Source organism: Microbacterium paulum (assembly GCF_015707995.1).
Taxonomy (GTDB): domain Bacteria; phylum Actinomycetota; class Actinomycetes; order Actinomycetales; family Microbacteriaceae; genus Microbacterium; species Microbacterium paulum.
In genome coordinates this window covers 1-14168 of record NZ_JAAGRY010000072.1, presented here as the reverse complement: position 1 = coordinate 14168, position 14168 = coordinate 1, and the positions used below count along the sequence as shown (strand labels likewise).

The window sequence follows — 14168 nt, the reverse complement described above, 5'->3', positions numbered from 1 at the left end:
CGGGCCTGCCCGACCCCACCGACGCCTGACCGCCCCGCCCGACACGACACCGAGAGAAGACGCCACGATGGTTCAGCGCCAATTGCCGAAGATCCCCGACCCCCACCCCCACGCCTACGCCCACCGCCACCCCGACACCCACCCCCACGCCCACCACGGACCCGGTACAGCAGGCCTACATCGCGGTCTTCCAGCGCCCGGACGATGTCGACCTCACCGGAGCACTCAGCGGCATCTCGGGGCCCGAGCTTGCCGACCTGCTTGCGGCCGCGGCGGGCACACCGAATGTCACATTCCCTCTCCTCAACGGCTCGGGACAGGCGCTCGGCCTCGCGGAGCGGCCGTCTACGAGCGAGTCGGCCGCCGCATTCCAGCTGCTGTCGCCGGTGGCCTCCAGGCTGCCGGGCGTGACCGTGAACGAAATCTCGCTCACCGCATTCGACCTCGAAGGGGCTCTGCGCGCTGTCCAGGATCAGCGCGTCCGGCTGCTCGACGAGCAGCTTTCCTCTCAGGTCACAGATGTGCAGAAACGCAACGCCCGCGTCGTCACGCTCAACGCGGCCATCACGGCCCTGAACGCATACGTCGCCGGGCCGACTGATGAGTCGCTGGCCACAGCGATCGCGGCCGCACACCCGGCCGTCGAGTCGCACATTCTCCTTTCGGCGACGTCGGACTCCACCGAGGCGAGAACGGCCGCTGCCGACCTCGTCGCAACGCTGCGCGTAGAACGCGACGCCGTCACGAACACTCAGCAGATGGATATGTTGCGACTGGCCGGCTTGACAGACAAGCGCAGTGAAGCGTTCGACCTGATGTCCTCATTCCTGACGAAGATGCAGGGTTCGCGGTCGTCGATCATCGGCAACATGCGATCGACCCCGGTATCGCTCGGCACTGTTCAGTGGGACCGCGCCGCCATCACCGGCGGCTTCGACCTCACCGGCGTCACGAACGGGGAGCACCACCTCATCCTCAGCTTCGACGACATCGGCCTCACCGTCGTTGCCGCGGTGACCGTGCAGCGCAATGAACTCGCCGCGACCGGAGGCGAGTTGAGCCCGGCGCTCTGGGTCGGAGCAGCACTGGTCGTGCTCGGAGCGGGCGCACTGATCGGCTCATCGCTCCGGACGCGACGCCGTGCGCGCGTCTGATGAGGTGACACGGACGGAGGCCGAGCTCCGCGAGACTTGTCGCAGTCTCCTCACCGGACCGGGCATCGGCACTCTCGTCGCCGCGCAGATCCTCATGTCTTGGTCCCACGCCGGGCGATGCCGCGACGAGGCCGGGTTCGCTCGCTTGGGCGGGGTTGGAGCACCGCAAGCCACAACGGGTCAGTGCCAGGTCCTCACGCGCGTGAGGGTTCAACCTGGTCGAGTCTTCGAGCTCAAGCACTCGTCGTGTGATGCGAACGTTCGGATAAGCGATGATGTGCGGGGACTTCCCGCCCGCGCCCGCGCGAACATCTCTCCGTAGGCTGGCGGATCCTCGCCCGCGCCGGGATGTCGAGGATCCGATGTCGGTGTCGATCTTCGCCCCGACGACCTCGAAGCCGTACTCGCCGCGAGGGCGCGGCGGTCCTCTTGCTGACGCTGGACACCGCACTCGTCGTCCTCGCGATCATCCCTGATCCCTCGATAGATGCTGACCTTCGTCATTCTCGACGACGGACCCTCACTCAAACGCCTCATTGGCCGACGACGAGAATGACAACGTCGCCCCGCTCCGCTCAACCCCAACGAACCGATCGCTGACGCATACTTTGACAACTTCCGGTCAGGCGGTCGTCGCCTTCGTCATCGTCAAGCAGAGCTACCTCAACGAGCACTCCCCCGAGGGCCTCGCCGACGGGCTGCGCAAATGGGTCGGCGAGCAGATCGGCCCGATCGCGCGACCGCGCGACATCTACATCGTCGGCGAACTGCCCAAGACGCGCTCCGGAAAGATCATGCGCCGCCTGCTACGCGACGTCGCCGAGGGGCGCGAGGTCGGCGACACGACGACCCTCGCCGACACCGCCGTGATGAGCGTCATCGCGGCGCAGGTCAAGTGACGCGTGAACCGCGCGAGATCGGGGTCCGAGACGCCCGGCGCTTCACTCCCAGGCGAAGACGACCTCGACCTCGACGGGCGAGTCGAGGGGCAGCACGGGCACGCCGACGGCCGACCGGGCGTGCCGACCGGCCTCACCGAAGATCTCGCCGAGAACCTCGCTGGCTCCGTTGACGACGCCCGGCTGCCCGGTGAAATCGGGGGTGGATGCCACGAATCCGGTGACCTTCACGACGCGCGTCAAGCGGTCGACCCCGCCCACGACGGCCGCCGCGGCGGCGATCGCGTTGAGCGCGCTCTGGCGCGCGTAGGAGGCGGCGTCGGAGGCATCCACCGCGCCCCCCACTTTGCCCGTGGCAGGCAGGGCGCCGGCGATCATCGGGAGTTGGCCCGAGGTGTAGACGAGGTCGCCGTGCACGGTCGCGGGGATGTAGGCGGCGACGGGCGGCACGACGGAGGGCAGTTCGATGCCGAGCTCGGCGAGGCGGGCGCTGATCGAGGCGCTCATGCCTGGCCCTCGCCCTCGAACTGCTGGGCGGCGACGGCGGCCGCGCCGAGGCCGGCGTTGGCAGAGCCTGAACCGACCGGGCGCTTGAAGTAGGCGACGAGACCGCCCTCGGGGCCGGTGACGACCTGCACCAGCTCCCAACCCTGCTTACCCCAGTTGTTGAGGATCGCGGCGGTGTTGTGGATGAGCAGCGGTGTGGTGAGGTATTCCCACGTGGTCATAGAAGGCTCCTGTGGCGGGATCGCGGGCGAGAAGAGACGGGCGAGAGCGGGCGAGAAGAGACGGGCGAGAGCGGGCGAGCAGGGCGTCCCGCGCACCCCCGCGCTTCGAGGGTTCGCCCAGGGTTTTCCCCTACGATCAAGCCTATGCCTCATCTCAATCGGACGACCAGCGGTGTGCTCGGCGGACTCGCCGGCCTCGTCGGTCTGAGCGCCGTCGCCGGTATTCTCGTGACCGCGACGGTGACCCCCGCGATCGCGGTGTCGGGCTATGCCGCCTCGAGCGCGCTCGACACGTTCGAGAACATGCCGAGCTTCCTCGAGATCGACCCGCTCATGCTGCCGACCGAGTTCTACCGCAAGGACAGCGCCGGCAACGACACGCTGATGGCGCAGTTCTACGACCAGAACCGCGTGCCGGTGACGTTCGATCAGGTGAACCCCGTCATGTTCGACGCGATCACCTCGAGTGAGGACAAGAACTTCTACACCCACGGCGGCGTCGACCTGGGCGGCACGATCAGCGCCCTGCTCGGCAACGCGTCGAGCGGGTCGAGCCGAGGCGGATCGTCGATCACCCAGCAGTACGTGAAGAACGTGCTGCAGCAGAACTGCGAGTCGAAGGCGAACGGCACCGAAGAGGTCGAAGCCTGCTTCACCGCGACCACGGTCAACAGCGGTTCAGAGGGCTACCAGCGCAAGTTGCAGGAGATGCGCTACGCCATCCAGCTTGAAAAGGCCTACTCGAAAGACGAGATCCTTCTCGGGTACCTCAACATCACGAACTTCGGCGGCACGGTCTACGGCATCGGCGCCGCGGCCGAGCACTACTTCTCGACGACGGCGGCCAACCTGACGATCGCGCAGGCCGCGACGATCGCGGGCATGGTGCAGGCACCGAACACGTACCGCATCGATGAGCCCGAAGGCACGACGCAAGACGACGCCGGCAACGCCGTGAACAGCGCCGCCGACGGCTACAAGCTGACGCTGGACCGCCGCAACTACGTGCTCGAGCGCATGCTCGATCTCGGCAAGATCTCGCAGGCCGAGTACGACGAGGCCTACAACTCGCCGATCACGCCGCAGGTTTCCGAGCAGACGCAGGGCTGCCAGACGGCGGCCGGTGCGGAGTTCTTCTGCGAGTACGTGCGCTCGGTGCTGCTCACCGACCCCGCGTTCGGCGAAGACGAAGACGCCCGCGCCGCGAACCTCCGCCGCGGCGGTATGAAGATCTACACGACGCTCGACCCCGATCTGCAGCAGACCGGCCTGAGCGCGATCTCGGTGGTCCCCGCCAACGTCGACTACATGGACCTCGGCGCCTCTGCCGTGCAGGTCGAGGCCGGCACCGGCCGCATCCTCTCGATGGTGCAGAACCGGCCCTACAGCGCCGCGGGCGATGTGGCGGGCACCACCTCGGTCAACTACAACGTGCGCGAGAAGAACGGCGGCGGTATCGGGCACCCGGCCGGATCGACCTACAAGGTGTTCAGCCTGGTCAACTGGCTCGAGCAGGGCCACTCGGTCAACGAGACGATCAACGGCCGCATCGGCACGAAGAAGGTGCTCGTCTGCGACGGCGTGACGCAAGACGTCAAGCTCTCGAACAACGGCGACGGCATCGGAAACTTCGAGGCCAACAGCGGCTACAACGGCACGGTGTACAACTTCACCCGCGACTCGCTGAACTCGGGCTTCATCGCGATGGCCGAGAAGATCTCGGTCTGCTCGACCAACCAGGTCGCCGGCAAGATGGGCGTGACCGTCGGTGACGGCACGGCGCTGGATGCCACGAACAACCCGTACGACGTGCTCGGGTCGAAGAACGTGGCGCCCCTCGACATGGCCGAAGCGTACGCCTCGATCGCCGCGAACGGCACGCTCTGCGGCCCGAAGGCGATCGACAAGGCCCTGAACTCCGACGGCGAAGACATCACGCCGCAGACGACGTGTTCGGCAGCGCTGACCGCGCAGGTCGCCGCGACCGCGGCGTACACCCTGCAGGGCGTCATGACCGGTACGGGTTCGGGCGCGCAGATCGGCGACGGTGTGCCGGTGTTCGGCAAGACCGGTATCCACGAGTACGAGCACACCTGGATGGACGGCGCGTCGTCGAAGGTCGCGACAGTCGTGTGGGTCGGCAACGTCGAGGGCCACGCCGAGCTGAACAACTATTACGAGAGCGGCTACTCGCTCGCGCGCATCCGAAACTCGATCTGGCCCGCGATGCAGGGTGCGGCGAACGCGAAGTTCGGCGGTGACGACTTCCCGAGGCCCGACTCGAACCTCACCAAGCGCGTGCTCACCGACCTGCCGTCGGTCATCGGCATGAACGTCGATCAGGCGACGCAGACGCTGCGGGCCGCGGGCTTCTCGGTCTCGGTCGGCGACGCCGTCGACGGACTCGAGGGCGCCGGCACCGTGATCCAGCAGGATCCGGGTGCCGGGCGCGTCGCGGGCGGCACGGTCGTCACGATCCGGCCGAGCAACGGCGAGGGCGTCACCGTGCCCGCTGTCAGCGGCAAGCCCGCTGACGCCGTGAAGGCCCTGCGCGATGCCGGCTTCGGTCAGGTGACGACGGCGTGCACCGCCACCGAGACGGCCAACGACGAAGGCACGGTCACCGGAACAGATCCGGCGGCGGGCACCGTCGTGAACCGCAACGCGGCGATCTCGGTGCAGTACCAGGCCAAGAAGTGCGGGCGGTGACCGGCGCGCAGCGCGCGTTCGGTGCGGCGGGAGCGCTCGCCGCGGTGGGGCTCTCGGCCGCGGTCTGGGGCACCTGCATCGAGCGGTACCTCTTCACGGTGCGCCGCCACGAGCTCGCCCTGCTACCGCCCGGTTCGCCCTCCCTCACCGTGCTGCACCTCTCCGATGCGCACATGGCGCCCTGGCAGCACCGCAAGCAGGCCTGGATCGCCGAGGTCGCCGAACGCGTGCAGCCCGACCTCGTCATCAACACGGGCGACAACCTCGGGCACGAAGACGGCTTGCGAGGCATCCGCACCGCGTTCGCACCGCTCGGGGGCGTGCCCGGTGCGTTCGTGCACGGATCGAACGATGTCACGGGACCGTCGCCGCGCAATCCGCTGCGCTACTTCCAGGGCCCGTCGCAGCGGCCGCACCGGGGCGTCGACCTCGACACCGCGGCGATGGATGCCTATTTCCGCGATGACCTCGGCTGGGTCGACCTGAACAACGCGGCATCCGTCATCGACGTCGCAGGCCTGCACCTGGATGCCTTCGGCGTGAGCGACGCGCACCGCGATTGGGACGACCTCGGCGTGCTGCCGGGCGAGCTCGACGACATCCGCCGCCACCCGTGGGGGCAGCGCAGCCCCGCCCCCACCGCGCTGACCGTCGGCGTCACCCACGCGCCGTACCGCCGCGTGCTCGACGCGTTCACCGACCTCGGCGCCGACATCATCTTCGGCGGGCACACGCACGGCGGCCAGGTGCGCATCCCGTTCTCGCGCTCGGCACTCGTCGCCAACTGCGACATCCCGCGCGATCAGGCCCGCGGCCTGAGCACCTGGACCCACGACGGGCGCTCGGTGCCGCTCAACGTCTCGGCCGGGCTCGGCCACTCGATCTACGCTCCCGTGCGGTTCGCGTGCCGGCCCGAGGTGTCGGTGCTCGAGATCCGCGCGACATCACCCGTCGATTCGGCATGAGCGCCAGAACCCTGTAGACTCGGAGGGTTGCCACGGGGTGTGGCGCAGCTTGGTAGCGCGCGTCGTTCGGGACGACGAGGCCGCAGGTTCAAATCCTGTCACCCCGACAGCAGAAGGGCTCCACCGGAGGAAAACCGGCGGGGCCCTTCGTCGCACGATGCCGATCCGTCCGGCGTGAAACGGAGCCCCGATGACCACCCCCCGCCTGGTCGCGTTCGACCTCGACGACACCCTCGCTCCCTCCAAGAGCGCGATCGACCCGCGCATCGGCGACCTGCTGGTCGCCCTCGCCGAGCGCGTCGAGGTGGCGATCATCTCGGGCGGGCAGCTCGGCCAGTTCACGGCGCAGGTCGTCGAGCGGCTCCCTGAGGCATCCGACGATGTGCTCTCTCGCCTGCACCTCATGCCGACCTGCGGCACGCAGTACTACCGGCTGACCCCGGCGGGCATCGAGACCGTCTACGCGCGGACGCTGACCGACGACCAGAAGACCCGGGCGCTCACCGCCGTCGAAGAAGAGGCGCGCCGGCTCGGCCTCTGGGCGTCAGAGACCTGGGGCGACATCCTCGAAGACCGCGGCTCGCAGATCACGTTCTCGGCGCTCGGTCAGACCGCCCCCGTCGACGCGAAGATGGCGTGGGACCCGACCGGCGAGAAGAAGAACGCACTGCGCGACGCGGTCGCCGCACGCATTCCCGACCTCGAGGTGCGCTCGGGTGGGTCGACGTCGGTCGACATCACCGAGCGCGGCATCGACAAGGCCTTCGGCATGCGCCAACTCGCCGAGCAGACCGGCATCGACCTGGACGACATGCTCTTCGTCGGCGACCGTCTCGACGAGGCGGGCAACGACTACCCCGTGCTCGCGATGGGCGTCGCCTGCCAGGCCGTCGAGGGCTGGCCCGACACCGCCGCCTTCCTCGAACAGCTCATCCCGACGCTGCCCGCCCGCGCCTGAAGCGCGTCCTGCGTCAGGCCTTGACGCGCGTCGCCGTCGGCCGCCGGACCGGCGAGGCGGATGCCGCAGCACCAACCCCGGGCACCGGTGTCAGCCGCTGCAGCTGCGTGACGTGTCGCGGCTCGAGCTCGGCGATCGTCGAGACACCGAGGAGCTTCATCGTCCGCTCGATCTCGCTGCGGAGGATCGCGATCGTGCGGTCGACGCCCCGGCGTCCGCCCGCCATCAGCCCGTACAGGTAGGCCCGCCCGATGAGGGTGAACTTCGCCCCGAGCGCCATCGCGGCGACGATGTCGGCGCCGTTCATGATGCCCGTGTCGACCATGATCGTGGCATCCTTGCCGACCTCGCGCACCACCTCGGGCAGCAGCCGGAACGGGATCGGCGCGCGATCGAGCTGACGGCCGCCATGGTTCGAGAGCACGATGCCGTCGACGCCGAGGTCGATCAGGCGCTTCGAGTCGGCGAGGTTCTGCACGCCCTTGATGACGATCTTGCCGGGCCACATCGAGCGGATGACCTCGAGGTCCTCGTAACTGATCGTCGGGTCCATCGCGGCGTCGAGCAGTTCGCCGACCGTGCCGCCGGTCGTCGTCAGCGACGCGAACTCGAGTTTGGGGGTGGTGAGGAAGTCGATCCACCACCAGGGCCGCGGGATCGCGTTGACGATCGTGCCGAGGGTCAGCTGCGGCGGGATCGAGAAGCCGTTGCGCTTGTCGCGCAGCCGGGCGCCGGCGACGGGCGTGTCGACCGTGAACATGAGCGTGTCGAACCCGGCGGCCGCCGCGCGCTTCACGAGTCCGTAGGAGATCTCGCGGTCGCGCATCACGTAGAGCTGGAACCAGTTGCGCCCGTGCGGGTTCGCGGCCCGCACGTTCTCGATCGACGTCGTGCCGAGGGTCGACAGGGTGAACGGGATGCCTGCGGCACCTGCGGCGCCCGCACCGGCGATCTCGCCCTCGGTCTGCATCAGCCGGGTGAACCCGGTGGGCGCGATCCCGAAGGGCAGCGCCGACGGGCCGCCGAGGATCTCGACCGAGGTGTCGACCGACGCGGCGGGGCGCAGGATGTCGGGGTGGAACTCGATGTCTTCGAACGCCTGCCGGGCGCGCTTGATCGAGATCTCGCCCTCGGCGGCGCCGTCGGTGTAGTCGAACGCCGCCTTTGGCGTCCGGCGCTTCGCGATGCGGCGGAGGTCGGAGATCGTCAGCGCGGACTCGAGGCGGCGCTTCGTGGCATCCAGCTCGGGCTTCTTGAATTGCATGAGCTCGAGCAGCTCGGGGATCTTCGGCAATTGGCGCTGAACCATCGTGGCGTCTTCTCTCGGTGTCGTGTCGGGCGGGGCGGTCAGGCGTCGGTGGGGTCGGGCAGGCCCGCGTCGGCGTAGTAGCCGGTGATGTGCGCGCGGACGACGCGCTGCGCGGTCTCGGCGTCGCCCGCCTCGATCGCGCGCAGGATCTCGGCGTGCTCGTGGCGCAGTCGCTCGCCGGTGGCCGCCCAGTCGGGGATGCGCGCCGCTCCCCCGCGGATGTAGCTCTCGATCGTTTCGCGCAGGCCCGCCATGGTGGCCGAGACGACGAGATTGCCGGATGCCTCGGTCAACCGCACGTGGAACTGCGCGTCGAGCGCGAGGAAGTCGTCGACGGAGAGTCCGTCGGCATCCATCGCCTCGAGCGCCGTGTGCGCATCGGCGAGGTCGGGGCTGTCGACCCCGGCGAGGTGGGCGACGGCCCACTCCTCCAGCAGCAGCCGCGTCTCGTAGACGTCGGGGATCGGGAAGCCCTGCGCGGCGACCTGCAGGCGCAGCAGCTGGGCGAGACCGCCGTGCGGCGTGGCGGTGACGATCGCGCCGGCGGTGGGCCCCGAACCGGTGGCGGTGCGGATGAGACCCATCACTTCGAGCACGCGCAGCGCCTCGCGCACGCTCGATCGCCCGACGCCGAGCGTCGTGGCCAACTCGCGCTCGGGCGGCAGCCGGTCGCCGGGGCCGAGCGTGCCCTCGAGCAGATCGCCTTCGATCCGGTCGAGCACGACACGCCACGCGCGGGCGGGAGTGGAATCGGTCATCGGCGCCTTTCGAGCGGAGGAGCCCGGATCTGTCGCGGAACGGGCCGGAGAGCTGGCCTGACCACGTTAGCGCACTGTGGTCAGGCCGCCAAGCGTCGGTTGAAACGATAGGATCTTCTACGCTGTGCTCATGCACCCCCTCCTCGTCGTGATCATCGTCGCCGCTGTCGCGGCCGTCTTCTGCTGGATCGCCTCACTGGTCACCGAGGACACGTCCTGGGTCGACCGGCTCTGGTCGATCGTGCCGGTGATCTACGTCTGGATCTTCGCGATCGCCGGGCTCACCGACGGCGCGGATGCCACGCGGCTGGTCGTGATGGCCCTCCTCGTGACCGCCTGGGGTGCACGACTGACGTTCAACTTCGCCCGAAAGGGCGGCTACACCGGCACCGAAGACTACCGGTGGGCGATCCTGCGCGGGCGGATGAGCCCCGCCCTCTTCCAGGTCTTCAACCTGCTGTTCATCGTGCTGTACCAGATGACACTGCTCGTGCTCATCACCCTGCCTGCGCTGGTCGCGTGGGAGCACCCGTCGCCGTTCGGCGTGTGGGACGCGGTGTTCGCGGTGCTTTTCGTCGCGTTCCTGGTGGGCGAGACCGTCGCCGACCAGCAGCAGTGGGATTTCCACCAGCGCAAGGCCCGCGGCGAGGCGGAGGGCTTCCTCACCACGGGCCTGTTCGCGACCAGCAGGCATCCGAACTTCTTCTTCGAGCAGGGGCAGTGGTGGGCGTTCTACGCGCTCGGCGCGAGCGCCGCCGTCTCTGACGGCCTCGGCTTCTGGGGCGGGGTGATCAACCCGAGCATCATCGGCGCGGTGCTGCTGACCCTGCTCTTCATCGGCTCGACCGTGTTCACCGAGTCGATCTCGGCGTCGAAGTACCCGGACTACGCGCAGTACCGTCGTACGACGTCGATGCTCGTGCCGCTCCCCCGCCGCCGGGTCGCGGTCAACTGAGGCGGCCGCCCGAGGCGAGCAGATAGTCCTGCGCGCAGAGCGACTCGTAGGTCACCTGGTCGTGGTCGAGGTCGTCGATGGCGACCTGGTCGCCGTCGAAGACGAACCGCCCGCCCACGAGCCGCGCGTTGAAAAGCGCCTTGCGGCCGCAGCGGCAGATGGTCTTCAGCTCTTCGAGGCTGTGCGCGACCTCCATCAGCCGCGCCGACCCGGGGAAGGCGCGCGTGCGGAAATCGGTGCGGATGCCGTAGGCGAGCACCGGAATGCCGTCTTCGACGACGAGCCGCAGCAGATCGTCGACCTGCTCGGGCGAGAGGAACTGGGCCTCGTCGATCAGCAGGCACGCGACCGCGCCGATGTAGCGCGAGCCGTGCTCGGCGACGAGGGCGCGCACGTCGTCGCCGGGGCCGATGAGGAAGTCGACCTGCCGTTCCACGCCGAGACGGCTCGAGATCTGACCCGCACCCTTCGTGTCGATCTCGGGCTTGGCCAGCAGCACGTGCTGACCGCGCTCCTCGTAGTTGAACGCGGCCTGCAGGAGGGCTGTCGACTTTCCGGAGTTCATCGCCCCATAGCGGAAGTAGAGCTTCGCCATGCGGGCCCGCTCAGCGGTTGATCGAGAGGGCGGATGCCGTGGCCGTCAGCACCTCGTCGGCCAGCGCCGGCTGCGGGTTCAGCTGCTGGCCGTAACTCGGGATGAGGCGGCGCAGCTCGGGCTCCCACTCGGCGATGCGGTCGGGGAAGCAGCGCTTCAGCAGTCCCAGCATGATCGACGGCGCCGTCGAGGCGCCGGGCGAGGCACCCAGAAGGCCCGCGATCGAGCCGTCGGCGGCGCTGATGACCTCGGTGCCGAACTTCAGCTCGCCGCCGACCATCACCTGGGCGCGCTGGCCGGCGTTCAGAAGCGTCCAGTCCTCGTCTTTCGCGGTCGGCATGAAGGCGCGCAGGCTCTGCACCTTGCCCTTGTGGGTCTTCGCGAGCTCGGTGACCAGGTACTTGACGAGGTCGAGGTTGGTGAATGCCACCTTGAGCATGCTGAACAGGTTCGAGAAGCGCACCTGGGTGATGAGGTCCCACCAGTGGCCGCGCTTGAGGAACTTCGGCGTGAAGGTCGCGAACGGCCCGAACAGCAGCGAGGTCTCACCGTCGACGACACGAGTGTCGAGGTGCGGCACCGACATCGGCGGGGCGCCGACGGCGGCCTGCGAGTACACCTTCGCCTTGTGCTGCGCGACGAGGGTCGGGTTCGAGGTCATCAGCCATTGTCCGCCGATCGGGAACACGCCGTAGCCCTTGATCTCGTCGATGCCCGACGACTGCAGCAGCTTGATCGCCCAGCCGCCCGCGCCGACGAAGACGAAGCGCGCGTCGATCGTGCCGGGTGTGCGGCCCAGCGCGTGGCGGAACGAGACGCGCCAGGTGCCGTCCTTCTGCTTCCGCAGCTTTCGCGCCTCGATGTTCGTGCGCACCTCGACGCCGTCGCTCTCGAGGTTGCCGAGGAGCTGGCGGGTGAGCGCGCCGAAGTCGACGTCGGTGCCGGCGGGCACGCGCGTCGCCGCGAACGGCTCGCCCTTGCGGCGGCGCTGCATGAGCAGCGGCGCCCACTGGTTGATGACGCGCGAGTCTTCGGAGTATTCGATGCCGGCGAACAGCGGCTGGGTCTTCAGCGCCTCGTAGCGCCGCTTGAGGTAGGCGACGTCTTTCTCGCCCGTCACGAACGTCATGTGCGGCGTCGCGTTGATGAACGTCGATGGCGCCTCGAGCACGCCTTCGCCCACGAGCGTCGACCACAGCTCACGGCTCTGCTGGAACTGCTCGTTGATCGAGATCGCCTTGGCGGGATCGACCGAGCCGTCCGCGGCGGGAGGCATGTAGTTCAGCTCGCAGAGGGCGGCGTGCCCGGTGCCGGCGTTGTTCCACGCGTTCGAGGATTCCTCGGCGACCTCGCTGAGTCGCTCGAGCACGACGATCTTCCACTCCGGCTGCAGCCGGTGAAGCAGGGTTCCGAGGGTGGCACTCATGATGCCACCGCCGATCAGGACGACGTCGACGGGTTCACTCACGATGTCCCAGTCTAGGCCGCGTTCTCGGACGCGCCGTCCGGTCGAGGCATCCCCGGCAGTCAAGGATGCCGGTTCTTACCCGCGCGTGAACTGCGGGCGTGCGATCAGGCGGTGGCGCCCAGGCGCGCGGCGACGAGCTCGGCGATCTGCACGGCGTTCAGCGCCGCCCCCTTGCGGAGGTTGTCGTTGCTGATGAAGAGCACGAGACCCTTGCCCTCGGGAGCCGACTGGTCGGCGCGGATGCGGCCCACGAAGCTCGGGTCGTTGCCGGCTGCCTGCAGCGGCGTGGGCACTTCTTCGAGCACGACGCCGGGGGCGGATGCCAGGATCTCGCGCGCCCGCTCGGGGGTGATGTCGCCCCGGAACTCGGCGTGGATCGAGAGCGAGTGGCCGGTGAAGACGGGTACGCGCACGCACGTGCCCGCGACCAGCAGGTCCGGCAGCTCGAGGATCTTGCGCGACTCGTTGCGGAGCTTCTTCTCTTCGTCGGTTTCGTTGTCGCCGTCGTCGACGAGGTTGCCGGCGAAGGGGATGACGTCGAACGCGATCGGGGCGATGTACTTCTCCGGCTGGGGGAAGTCGACCGACGACCCGTCGTGGACGAGGTCGAGCGTGTGGCCCTGCGCGAGCACGCCCTCGACCTGGCCGAGGAGCTCCTCGGCTCCCGCGAGGCCGGAGCCCGACACGGCCTGGTAGGTGCTGACGATGAGGCGCTCGAGGCCCGCGGCCTCGTGCAGGGGCTTCAGCACGGGCATCGCGGCCATCGTGGTGCAGTTGGGGTTCGCGATGATGCCCTTGGGCGGGTTGAGCGCCGCGTGCGGGTTGACCTCGCTGACGACGAGGGGCACCTCGGGGTCCATCCGCCAGGCGCTCGAGTTGTCGATGACGACGGCGCCGGCCTCGGCGAAGCGCGGGGCGTGCGCGCGCGATCCGGTCGCACCGGCCGAGAACAGGGCGATGTCGATGCCGGCCGGGTCGGCGGTCGCGACGTCCTCGATGATGACCGTCTGGCCGCCGTACTCGACCGCCGTGCCGGCCGAGCGGGCGGTGGCGAACAGGCGCAGCTCGCGGATCGGGAACGCGCGCTCCGCGAGGATCTCACGCATGACCGTGCCGACCTGGCCGGTGGCGCCGACGACGGCGACGGAGAGTCCTGAATCGGAGATGCGGGTCATGGCAGATCCTTGCGTGCGTGCCGCGGCTGCGGCGAGGAGCGGGTTTCGGCGATTCTACCGGGGCTGAGCGCAGGCGATCTGCTGGAGGACGGCGGATGCCTGCCGATCCGGCCTGCGCCGGGCGGATCGCCTGCGCTCGGGCCGTCACCAGAGACGGAGCTTCTCGGGATTGCGGACGAGCCAGATGTCCGTGACCCGCTCGCCGTCGGTCGCGAACGAGATGACCGAGTCGACGCCGCCCGCGACACGCACGAGGATGCCGTCGCCGTCCCCGTGCATGACGGGCTCATACGTCGCGGTCGGATGCTTCGCGGCGATGCCGAGGAGGAACCGCGCGACCCGGTCGGCACCGCGCACGCTGCGCCGCGCCGTCGAGACGACGCCGCCGCCGTCGGAGCGGAGGACGACGTCGGGATCGAGGGCGCGGACGAGCGCTTCGAGACGCCCGGGCGCCGCCGCGGCGGAGAACGCCGCGACGACGGCGCGGTGGCGCTC

The 14168-nt window shown here is 69.1% G+C and carries 14 protein-coding genes, 1 tRNA gene and 1 pseudogene; 8 read left to right on the top strand and 8 right to left on the bottom strand.

Going from position 1 to position 14168, the window contains the following annotated elements:
- Positions 1-407 precede the first annotated feature (407 nt).
- The 3 genes and pseudogenes from G3N18_RS13910 to G3N18_RS13900 form a co-directional block, all read left to right on the top strand.
- The gene (locus G3N18_RS13910; protein WP_196384872.1) at positions 408-1154 is read left to right on the top strand and encodes a hypothetical protein; all 747 of its coding nucleotides are present in this window, start codon (positions 408-410) and stop codon (positions 1152-1154) included.
- Positions 1141-1476 carry a transposase gene (locus G3N18_RS13905; protein ID WP_196384871.1) on the top strand — a complete coding sequence of 112 codons (336 nt, stop codon included), beginning with the start codon at positions 1141-1143 and terminating at the stop codon, positions 1474-1476. The genes G3N18_RS13910 and G3N18_RS13905 overlap by 14 nt, the downstream gene beginning before the upstream one ends.
- Before the next feature lie 292 nt (positions 1477-1768).
- Positions 1769-2053: pseudogene (locus G3N18_RS13900) on the top strand (AMP-binding enzyme); the annotation flags it as partial.
- Between the two features lie 42 nt (positions 2054-2095).
- On the opposite strand, the gene G3N18_RS13895 reads toward G3N18_RS13900, so the two are convergent.
- Together G3N18_RS13895 and G3N18_RS13890 are read right to left on the bottom strand one after the other, a co-directional pair.
- Complete coding sequence (locus G3N18_RS13895) at positions 2096-2560, bottom strand: RidA family protein (protein WP_196384870.1); 465 nt, start codon at positions 2558-2560, stop codon at positions 2096-2098.
- On the bottom strand, positions 2557-2781 hold the full coding sequence (locus tag G3N18_RS13890) for a Sp36 family protein (protein WP_196384869.1): 225 nt from the start codon (positions 2779-2781) through the stop codon (positions 2557-2559). The genes G3N18_RS13895 and G3N18_RS13890 overlap by 4 nt, the downstream gene beginning before the upstream one ends.
- 144 nt (positions 2782-2925) lie before the next feature.
- Here G3N18_RS13890 and G3N18_RS13885 point away from each other — a divergent pair, with 144 nt between their 5' ends.
- The 4 genes from G3N18_RS13885 to G3N18_RS13870 all read left to right on the top strand — a co-directional run bounded on the left by G3N18_RS13885 (position 2926) and on the right by G3N18_RS13870 (position 7413).
- Positions 2926-5490: a transglycosylase domain-containing protein gene (locus tag G3N18_RS13885; protein ID WP_196384868.1), complete on the top strand. Its 2565-nt coding sequence runs from the start codon at positions 2926-2928 to the stop codon at positions 5488-5490.
- Positions 5487-6455, top strand: coding sequence for a metallophosphoesterase (locus G3N18_RS13880; RefSeq protein ID WP_314855563.1), 969 nt, complete (start codon positions 5487-5489; stop codon positions 6453-6455). Before G3N18_RS13885 ends, G3N18_RS13880 begins: the two co-directional genes overlap by 4 nt.
- A 33-nt stretch (positions 6456-6488) precedes the next feature.
- Positions 6489-6562, top strand: a tRNA-Pro gene (locus G3N18_RS13875).
- 83 nt (positions 6563-6645) lie between these two features.
- Positions 6646-7413, top strand: coding sequence for an HAD-IIB family hydrolase (locus G3N18_RS13870; RefSeq protein WP_196384867.1), 768 nt, complete (start codon positions 6646-6648; stop codon positions 7411-7413).
- Between the two features lie 13 nt (positions 7414-7426).
- Here the strand turns inward: G3N18_RS13870 and G3N18_RS13865 are convergent, their stop codons facing one another.
- Both G3N18_RS13865 and G3N18_RS13860 read right to left on the bottom strand, forming a co-directional pair.
- A complete protein-coding gene (locus G3N18_RS13865) occupies positions 7427-8722 on the bottom strand; it encodes an alpha-hydroxy acid oxidase (protein ID WP_196384866.1) in 1296 nt (431 codons plus the stop codon).
- Between the two features lie 38 nt (positions 8723-8760).
- Positions 8761-9480: a FadR/GntR family transcriptional regulator gene (locus G3N18_RS13860; RefSeq protein WP_196384865.1), complete on the bottom strand. Its 720-nt coding sequence runs from the start codon at positions 9478-9480 to the stop codon at positions 8761-8763.
- A gap of 130 nt (positions 9481-9610) precedes the next feature.
- On the opposite strand from G3N18_RS13860, the gene G3N18_RS13855 reads away from it, so the two are divergent.
- Positions 9611-10435 carry a DUF1295 domain-containing protein gene (locus G3N18_RS13855; RefSeq protein ID WP_196384864.1) on the top strand — a complete coding sequence of 275 codons (825 nt, stop codon included), beginning with the start codon at positions 9611-9613 and terminating at the stop codon, positions 10433-10435.
- On the opposite strand, the gene G3N18_RS13850 is transcribed toward G3N18_RS13855, so the two are convergent.
- From G3N18_RS13850 to G3N18_RS13835, 4 genes are all read right to left on the bottom strand, one after another.
- Complete coding sequence (locus G3N18_RS13850) at positions 10428-11030, bottom strand: thymidine kinase (protein ID WP_196384863.1); 603 nt, start codon at positions 11028-11030, stop codon at positions 10428-10430. The genes G3N18_RS13855 and G3N18_RS13850 overlap by 8 nt on opposite strands.
- Before the next feature lie 10 nt (positions 11031-11040).
- A complete protein-coding gene (gene mqo, locus G3N18_RS13845) occupies positions 11041-12498 on the bottom strand; it encodes a malate dehydrogenase (quinone) (RefSeq protein ID WP_196384862.1) in 1458 nt (485 codons plus the stop codon).
- Between the two features lie 104 nt (positions 12499-12602).
- A complete protein-coding gene (locus tag G3N18_RS13840; RefSeq protein WP_196384861.1) occupies positions 12603-13673 on the bottom strand; it encodes an aspartate-semialdehyde dehydrogenase in 1071 nt (356 codons plus the stop codon).
- 144 nt (positions 13674-13817) lie between these two features.
- The coding region (locus G3N18_RS13835) for a nuclear transport factor 2 family protein (RefSeq protein ID WP_230404191.1) at positions 13818-14168 on the bottom strand (351 nt) is incomplete at its 5' end.

What these genes read in the sequence shown, in the direction of transcription:
- G3N18_RS13895 (WP_196384870.1), bottom strand. Translation starts at nt 2,560, where the DNA reads ATGAGCGCCTCGATCAGCGCCCGCCTCGCCGAGCTCGGCATCGAACTG.
- G3N18_RS13890 (WP_196384869.1), bottom strand. Translation starts at nt 2,781, where the DNA reads ATGACCACGTGGGAATACCTCACCACACCGCTGCTCATCCACAACACC.
- G3N18_RS13885 (WP_196384868.1), top strand. Translation starts at nt 2,926, where the DNA reads ATGCCTCATCTCAATCGGACGACCAGCGGTGTGCTCGGCGGACTCGCC.
- G3N18_RS13870 (WP_196384867.1), top strand. Translation starts at nt 6,646, where the DNA reads ATGACCACCCCCCGCCTGGTCGCGTTCGACCTCGACGACACCCTCGCT.
- G3N18_RS13865 (WP_196384866.1), bottom strand. Translation starts at nt 8,722, where the DNA reads ATGGTTCAGCGCCAATTGCCGAAGATCCCCGAGCTGCTCGAGCTCATG.
- G3N18_RS13860 (WP_196384865.1), bottom strand. Translation starts at nt 9,480, where the DNA reads ATGACCGATTCCACTCCCGCCCGCGCGTGGCGTGTCGTGCTCGACCGG.
- G3N18_RS13855 (WP_196384864.1), top strand. Translation starts at nt 9,611, where the DNA reads ATGCACCCCCTCCTCGTCGTGATCATCGTCGCCGCTGTCGCGGCCGTC.
- G3N18_RS13850 (WP_196384863.1), bottom strand. Translation starts at nt 11,030, where the DNA reads ATGGCGAAGCTCTACTTCCGCTATGGGGCGATGAACTCCGGAAAGTCG.
- G3N18_RS13840 (WP_196384861.1), bottom strand. Translation starts at nt 13,673, where the DNA reads ATGACCCGCATCTCCGATTCAGGACTCTCCGTCGCCGTCGTCGGCGCC.